This window comes from Agrococcus sp. GCM10030265, from assembly GCF_042666675.1.
GTDB lineage: Bacteria > Actinomycetota > Actinomycetes > Actinomycetales > Microbacteriaceae > Agrococcus.
Genome location: NZ_JBHTCZ010000001.1, coordinates 879,439 through 888,495, shown reverse-complemented (window position 1 = coordinate 888,495; position 9,057 = coordinate 879,439). Strand labels below are relative to the sequence as shown.

At 72.4% G+C, this 9,057-nt stretch carries 1 protein-coding gene; it reads right to left on the bottom strand.

The genetic code is table 11. The features are described 5' to 3' along the window. A partial coding sequence (locus ACFQPP_RS04215) for an Ig-like domain-containing protein (RefSeq protein ID WP_376915277.1) occupies positions 1–8,826 on the bottom strand: 8,826 nt, incomplete at its 3' end. Positions 8,827–9,057 lie beyond the last annotated feature (231 nt).

Sequence of the window (9,057 nt, the reverse complement as noted above, 5' to 3'; positions counted from 1 at the left end):
GCCCTCGCCGTCGACCACGAGCTCGGCGCCCGCCTCGAGCGCCTCGCCCGTCGCCGGGTCGAGGAACGCCACGGTCGCCGGGTCGAACTCGCCCAGGTCGTTGTCCAGCACCGGCACCGTCACGGCATCGCCGATCGCGTTGCCGAGGTCCGCGTCATCCTGCGCGTCACCGACGTAGCCGACGGTGATCGACGCCGTCACGACGTCGCCGTCGAGGTCGGTGACCTCGTAGGCGATGGGCGTCGGGTCGCCCTGGAAGCCCTCCTCGGGCGTGAACGTCACGACCGAGCCGTCGATCGACCACGTGCCCTCGCCAGCGACGACGAGCGGCTCGCCGGCATCCAGCACCGTGCCGTCGGCGTCGACGAGCGACAGCGACGCCACGTCGAAGGCGCCCGCGTCGTTCGCGAGCACGTCGATCGGCACGGCCTCGCCCACGACGTTGTCGACGTCGGCGTCGTCGTTCGCGACCGACACCACCGTGATCGTGATCGTGGCCGAGCTCGCGTCGCCGGACAGGTCGGCGACACGGTAGGTCACGACGGTCGGGTTGCCCTCGAAGCCGGCCTCGGGGGTGAACGTCACGGTCGAGCCGTCGATCGTCCACACGCCCTCGCCGACCACCGTCAGCGGTGCGCCGGGTGCGAGGGCCTCGCCGGTCGCGGGGTCGACGAGCGTGATGGTCGCGGGGTCGAAGACGCCCACGTCGTTCGCGAGCACGTCGACCGCCACGGGCGCGCCGATGACGGCGCCGAGCTCCTCGTCGTCCTGCGCGACGCCGACGTAGCCGACGACGATCGCGGCGCCCGTGACGTCGCCGGACAGGTCGAAGACCAGGTAGCCGATCGGGGTCGGGTCGCCCTGGAAGCCCTCCTCGGGGGTGAACGTCACGGTCGAGCCGTCGATCGACCACACGCCCTCGCCGTCGACGACGAGCGACTCGCCGGCGCCGAGCACCGTGCCGTCGGCGTCGACGAGCGCGAGCGACGCCACGTCGAACGCGCCCGCGTCGTTGGCGAGCACGTCGATCGCGACGGCGTCGCCCACGACGTTGTCGACGTCCACGTCGTCCACCGCGACGCCGACGTAGCCGACGGCGACGGAGGCGCCGGTCACGTCGCCGGAGCGGTCGGCGACCTCGTAGCGGATGGGGGTCGGGTCGCCCTGGAAGCCCTCCTCGGGCGTGAACGTCACGGTCGAGCCGTCGATCGACCACGTGCCCTCGCCGTCGACGACGAGCGACTCGCCGGCGGCGAGCGTCGTGCCGTCGGCGTCGACGAGCGCGAGCGTCGCCGGGTCGAGCACGCCGGCGTCGTTCGCGAGCACGTCGATCGTGACCGGGCTGCCGACCGTGTTGTCGAGGTCGGCGTCGTCGGCGGCGACGGGGAGGTAGGTGATCGTGATGGTCGCGTCGGAGAGGTCGCCCGACAGGTCCGCGACGCGGTAGGTGACGACCGTGGGGTCGCCCTCGAAGCCGTCGGCCGGCGTGAACGTCACATCGCCCGTGGCCGGGTCGATCGACCACGTGCCCTCGCCGTCGACGACGAGCTCGGCGCCCGCGTCGAGCGCCTCGCCCGTCGCCGGGTCGAGGAACGCGACCGTCGCGGGGTCGAACGCGCCCAGGTCGTTGTCGAGCACCGGCACCGTCACGGCATCGCCGATGACGTTGCCCAGATCCGAGTCCGCCTGCGCAGCACCCACGTAGCCGACGGTGATCGACGCCTGCGTGCGGTCGCCCGAGCGATCCGCGACCTCGTACCGGATCGGCGTCGGGTCGCCCCGGAAGCCCACCTCCGGCGTGAACGTCACGACCGAGCCCTCGATCGACCACGTGCCCTCGCCATCGACGACGAGCGACTCGCCCGCATCCAGCACCGAGCCGTCGGCATCCACCAGCGACAGCGACGCGACGTCGAGCACGCCCGCATCGTTCGCCAGCACGTCCACCGGCACAGCCGTGCCCGGGACGTTGTCGACGTCGGCGTCATCCGCCGCGACCGGCACGTAGCCGACCGTGATCGACGCACCCGTCACGTCACCGGACAGGTCGGTCACCTCGTACGCGATCGGCGTGGGATCGCCCTCGAAGCCCTCGGCCGGCGTGAACGTCACGGTCGACCCCTCGATCGACCACGTGCCCTCACCCTCGACCACCAGCGGCTCGCCGGCGCCCAGCACCGTGCCGTCGGCCGCGACGAGCGACAGCGACGCCACGTCGAAGACGCCCGCGTCGTTCGCGAGCACGTCGATCGCGACGACCGCACCGATCGCGTTGCCGAGGCGCTCGTCGTCGACGGCGGCACCGACGTAGCCGACGACGATCGCGGCGCTCGTGAGGTCGCCCGACAGATCGGCCACCTGGTAGCGGATGGGGGTCGGGTCGCCCTGGAAGCCCTCCTCGGGCGTGAACGTGACGGTCGGGCCGTCGATCGACCACGTGCCCTCCCCGGCGACGACGAGCGGCGCGCCGGCGTCGAGCACCGTGCCGTCGGCGGCGACGAGCGAGAGCGTCGCCTCGTCGAAGACGCCGGCGTCGTTCGCGAGCACGTCGAGCGCGACGGCGTCGCCCACGACGTTGTCGACGTCGGCGTCGTCGACCGCGACGGGCAGGTAGGTGATGGTGATGGTCGCCTGCGACACGTCGCCCGAGAGGTCGGCGACCTCGTAGGTCACGACCGTCGGGTCGCCCTCGAAGCCGTCCTCCGGCGTGAACGTGACGTCACCCGTCTCCGGGTCGATCGACCACGTGCCCTCGCCGTCGACGACGAGCTCCGCGCCCGCCTCGAGCGCGTCGCCCGTCTCGGGGTCGAGGAACGCGATGGTGGCGGGGTCGAAGACGCCGAGGTCGTTCGCGAGCACCGGCACCGTCACGGCGTCGCCGATCGCGTTGCCGAGGTCCGCGTCATCCTGCGCGTCTCCGACGTAGCCGACTGCGACCTCGGCCGACGTGACGTCGCCCGACAGGTCGGTCACCCGGTAGCGGATGGGGGTCGGGTCGCCCTGGAAGCCCTCGGCCGGCGTGAACGTCACGGTCGAGCCGTCGATCGTCCACGTGCCCTCGCCGTCGACCGCGAGCGGAGCCCCCGGTGCGAGCACCGTGTCGTCCGCTGCGACGAGCGAGAGGGATGCGACGTCGAAGACGCCGGCGTCGTTCGCGAGCACGTCCTGCGCGACGGCCTCGCCGACGACGTTGTCGAGGTCGGCGTCGTCCTCGGCCACGGGCAGGTAGGTGATCGTGATGGTCGCGGTGCTGATGCTGCCCCGCTCGCTCGCCACCTGGTACGTCACGACGGTGGGGTCGCCCTCGAAGCCGTCGGCGGGCGTGAACGTCACGTCGCCCGTCTCGGTGTCGATCGTCCAGGTGCCCTGGCCCTCGACCACGAGCTCGGCGCCGGGCGCGAGCGGCTGGCCGTCGGCACCGATGAAGGCGACGGTCGCGGGGTCGAGGATGCCGAGGTCGTTGTCGAGCGCAGGCACGGTCACGGCGTCGCCGATCGTGTTGCCGAGGTCGACGTCGTCCTGCGCGTCGCCCAGGTAGGTGACGGTGATGGATGCGCCCGTGACGTCGCCCGAGAGGTCGACGACCTCGTAGGCGATCGGCGTCGGGTCGCCCTCGTAGCCGGCCTCGGGCGTGAACGTGACGGTCGAGCCGTCGATCGACCACACGCCCTCACCGGGCACCGTGAGCGCGGCACCGGGTGCGAGCACCGTGCCGTCGGCGTCGACGAGCGCGAGCGTGACGAGCGCGAAGACGCCCGCGTCGTTCGCGAGCACGTCGATGGACACCGCGGTGCCGACGACGTTGTCGAGGGCGCTGTCGTCGGCGGCGACGGGCAGGTAGGTGATCGTGATGGTCGCGGTGTTCACGAGCCCGGCGTTGTCGGGGACGCTGTACGACACGACGGTCGGGTCGCCCTCGTAGCCCGCCTCGGGCGTGAAGGTGACGACGGCCGTCGCGGCATCGATCGTCCACACGCCCTCGCCGGCGACCGTCAGCGGCGCACCGGGTGCGAGCGTGACGCCCGTCGCCGGGTCGATGAGCGACACCCGCGCGGGGTCGAAGATGCCGAGGTCGTTCTCGAGCACGTCGATCGAGACGGCCTCGCCGATCGTGTTGCCCTCGTCGACGTCCGCGATGGTGGCCGGGATGTAGGTGACCGTGATGGTCGCGCGCGAGACGTCGCCCGACAGGTCGGCGACCTGGTAGGTCACGACCGTCGGGTCGCCCTCGTAGCCGACCTCCGGCGTGAAGGTGACGTCGCCCGTGTCGGGGTCGATCGTCCACGTGCCCTGGCCCGCGACGACGAGTGCCGCACCGGCCTCGAGCACCTCGCCCGTGGCGGGGTCGAGGAACGCGACCGTGGCCGGGTCGAACACGCCACGGTCGTTGTCGAGGATGGGCAGCGTCACGGCGTCGCCGACGAAGTTGCCCTCGTCGACGTCGGCGATCGCGACGCCCACGTAGCCCACCGTGATCGTCGCCGAGCGGGTGTCGCCCGAGCGGTCGGTGATCTCGTAGTCGATCGGGGTCGGGTCGCCCAGGAAGCCGCGCGCGGGCGTGAAGCTCACGACCGAGCCTGCGACCGTCCACACGCCCTCGCCGTCGACGATCAGCTGCGCGCCCGGTGCGAGCACCGTGCCGTCCGCATCGACGAGCGAGAGGGATGCGACGTCGAAGTCGCCCTGGTCGTTCGCGAGCACGTCGACCGGCACCGCGGTGCCGATCGCGTTGTCGACGTCGACGTCGTCGTTCGCGACCGACACGTAGTCGACCGTGATGGATGCGCCCGTCACGTCGCCCGAGAGATCCGTCACCTGGTAGCGGACGGGGGTCGGGTCGCCCTCGTAGCCCGCCTCGGGCGTGAAGGTCACGGTCGACCCTGCGATCGACCACGTGCCCTCGCCGGCCACGACGAGCGGCGCACCGGGTGCGAGCACCGTGTCGTCGGCCGCGACGAGCGACAGCGACGCGACGTCGAAGACGCCCGCGTCGTTCGCGAGCACGTCGACGCCCACGGCGGTGCCGATCGGGTTCCCGAGATCCTCGTCGTCGACGGCGACCGGCAGGTAGGTGATCGTGATCGTCGCCTGCGACACGTCGCCCGACAGGTCGGCGACCTGGTAGGTCACGACGGTCGGGTCGCCCTCGAAGCCGTCCTCCGGCGTGAACGTCACGTCGCCCGTCGCCGGGTCGATCGTCCATGTGCCCTCGCCTGCGACGACGAGCTCGGCGCCCGCCTCGAGCGCCTCGCCCGTCTCGGGGTCGACGAACGCGACCGTCTCGGGGTCGAAGACGCCGAGGTCGTTGTCGAGCACCGGCACGGTCACGGCGTCGCCGATGGCGTTGCCGAGGTCGGCGTCGTCCTGCGCGACGCCGACGTAGCCGACGACGACCTCGGCCGACGTCACGTCGCCCGAGAGGTCGGCGACCTCGTAGCGGATGGGCGTGGGGTCGCCGAGGAAGCCCTCCTCGGGCGTGAACGTGATGGTCGAGCCTGCGATCGACCAGGTGCCCTCCCCGTCGACCACGAGGGATGCGCCGGCATCGAGGGTCTCGCCGTCGGCGTCGACGAGCGCGAGCGTCGCGACGTCGAGCACGCCGAGGTCGTTCGCGAGCACGTCCTGCGTGACGGCGTCGCCCAGCGCGTTGTCGACGTCGGCGTCGTCGGCCGCGAGCGGCACGACGTTCGCCGAGATCGTCGCGCCGACGACGTCGCCCGTGACGTCGGCGACGCGGTAGTCGACGGGCGAGGGGTCGCCCTCGAAGCCCGCCTCGGGCGTGAAGGTGACCACGCCGTCCGCGACGCTCCACGTGCCCTGGCCTGCGATGGTCAGCGGGGCGAGGGGCGCGAGCGGCGCACCCGTGGCGGGGTCGACGAACGCCAGGGTCGACTCGTCGAAGTCGCCCGTGTCGTTCGCGAGCGGCTCGACCACGGAGGGCTGGCCGGCGGTGACGTCGTCGGCGACGTCGTCGGCGGCCGACGGCACGTAGGTGACGGTGACGGTCGCCGACGCGCGCTCGCCGCGGTCGTTCGCGACGCGGTACGTGATGGGCGTCGGGTCGACGAGGAAGCCGTCGACGGGCGAGAAGGTGATCGCGCCGGTCGCCGCGGCGATCGACCACGTGCCCTGGCCCGCGACGACGAGCGGTGCGCCGTCGGCGAGGTAGGTGCCGGTCGCGGGGTTCAGGATCGCGACGGTCGCGGGGTTCAGCGTGCCGGCGTCGTTGGCGAGCACGTCGACCCTGACGTCGTCGCCGATCGTGTTGCCGAGGTCCTGGTCGTTCACGGCGAGGGGCGCGACGCGGACGGTGATCGTCGCGGCCACGACGGTGCCGCCGTTGCCCGTGACGCGATAGCCAACGGGCGTGGGCGACGTGAGGAAGCCCGCGGCGGGCGTGAAGGTGACGATGCCGGCCCCGTTCACCGACCACGTGCCCTGGCCGGGCACGGTGAGCGGTGCGAGCGGCGCGAGCGGCGTGCCCGTCGCGGGGTCGACGAACCGGAAGGTGCCGCCCTGGAACACGCCGAGGTCGTTCGTGAGCACGTCGAGGGAGACGGGCTGCCCGGCCGGGTTGCCCTGCGAGAGGTCGTCGACGCCGACGGGCGTGTAGCGCACGGTCACGAGCGCGGACGTCGCGTTGCCCTGCGCATCCGTCGCCCGGTAGCGCACGGGCGTGGGGTCGCCCTCGTAGCCGGCGGCCGGCGTGAACGTGATGGCGCCGGTCGTCGGCGCGATCGACCAGACGCCCTGGCCGGCGACGGTGAGCGAGGCGCCGGCTGCGAGCGGGGTGCCCGTCGCCGGGTCGATGAGCGCGACGGATGCGGGCACGAGCCCGCCCTGGTCGTTCGCGAGCACCGACTGCGTCACGGGCTGGCCGATGGTGTTGCCGGTGCTCGTGTCGTCGACCGCGCCGGGCGCGTAGTCGACGGTGACGGTCGACGAGCCGCGCAGGCCGTTGGCCTTCGCGACGCTGTACGCGATGGGCGTGGGGTCGCCGGTGAAGCCCGCCTGCGGCGTGAAGGTGATGGCACCCGTCGTGGTGTTCACCGTCCACGTGCCCTGGCCGGGCGCCGTGTAGCTCGTGGCCGCGGGCGCGCCGCCCGGCGGCTGGATGCGCACGCTCGATGCGACGACGGTGCCGTCGTTCGCGACCGTCGGCACGGTGACGGGCTGGCCGATGACGTTGCCGACCGACGAGTCGGGCGCCGGCGTCGGCGCGGTGCGGTCGACGGGCAGCTGCACGACGTCCGTGCCCGTGACGGTGCCGCGGGCGGTCGAGGCCGTCACGGTCGCCGTGTTGTCGAGCGTGCCCGTGCCGGAGGAGAAGTCCGCGGCCGTCGCGGTGCGCGTGGCCGTGCACGTCATCGTCGCGTTGGGGGCGAGGGTGCCGCCCTGGCCGGGAGCCGCGCAGGTGAGGCCCGTGAGGCCCGGCATCGGGTCGGCGAGCGTGACGTTCGTCGCCGTGAGCGTGCCCGTGTTGCGGATGAGGTACGAGTACGTGATCGTCTGGCCGATCGCCGTCACGGCGGTCGTCGTCGTGGTCTTGTCGACGAAGATCGACGCGGTGCCCGGCGTGTTCGTGAACGTGCAGACGACGGGGGTGCCGTTGGCGCCCGCGGGGATCGTCGCGCTCGCGACCTGGCCGGAGCCCGACGACAGCGCCGTGCCCGTCGCCGCGTTCACGCACTGCCACGTCGTGAGGTACTGGGCGAGGTTCGTCGTGCCGGCGGCCGTCTGGGTGACGGTGTAGCTCGTCTGCGGCAGCGTGAGCTGCGGGCCGGAGATCTCGGCGGGCTGCTGGTTCTGCAGGCCGGTCTCGGCGCCGGCGGTCGTGCCGGTGGGGGCGTTCGCGCCGGTCGGCACGTCCGTGCCCGAGATCGTGGTGGTGAACTGGTCGCCGGCGGCGATGCGACCTCCGGGAAGCGTCACCTGACCGCTGATCGACGACGGCGTCGCCGCGGAGGCGAGGTCGGTCACGTTGGCGGCCGCACCCGTGATCTGGACAGTGTCGATGATCGCCCCGGACGTCGGGTTGACCTGCGTCAGCCCGACGGTTCCTGCGGATGCGTACACGTACAGGTATCCATCGCCGCCGAAGGCGATGGAGTTCACGTTGCCGGGGCCGCTGAAGACCGAGCCGAGGGGACTGGCCGCCGCCGTGGCGGGCGGAGCCGTCGTGCCGGCCGCAGCGGGCACGCGGTAGATCTGCCCGCTCGTCGCACCTCCGGCGACGAAGAAGAGGTTGCCCGTGCGGCCGAACGCGATGTCGCCGTTCTCACCGGGGGGAGCCGTCGCGAAGGAGAAGGTGTTGGTGTTCGCCGAGACCGTGTTGGACACCGGGTTGTAGGTGCTCAGGACGAGCGAGCCGTTGGAGAAGCCGCCGAAGTAGTAGAGGCCGTTCGCCGGGTTGAACCCGCCCATGGTGTTGCCGACCGCCGCGGCGGGTCGGACGATGGACTCCAGGACGGGTGCCGCCGCACCGCCCGGCGTGTACTCGTAGATGCGCGAGTCTGCCGCGCCGCCATTCGTCCAGAACATCTGCGCGCCACCCGGGCTGAGCGCGAGCTGGTTGAACACGCCGGTCGGCGACGGCACCGTGTACGCGGAGGCCGTCACCCCGGTGTCGCGGTCGACCGACGAGATGATCGGATAGTTCGTCGGCGCCTGCGCCGTCCCGGATCGCGACGTGATGTACAGCGTCGTCGGGTCGAAGTTCGGCGCGGCCTGGGCGGTCGTCGCGTCGGTCGTGGGCAGCACGGTCGTGCCGATGACCATGGTCGCGGCGACGAGCAGCGCCGCGGTCGCGGCTCGTGCCGCGCGCATGGCGCGACCCGCTCCCGAGATCGACGGGGCGGGGAGGCGAGACGAGCGTGCACGGCGCAACGGATGCTCCAGGGATCGAGCGGGATGATCGGGCACCCCGAGATCGGGGTACAACGAACGACGTTCGCGAGCCTAGCCAGATGATTCGAAGACGCGCCATGGCGACGCTGCCCTTCGCCCTCGGTCAGCCGGATCGGAGCTCGAAGATCGTTCTGTCGCGCAGCCGGCGCG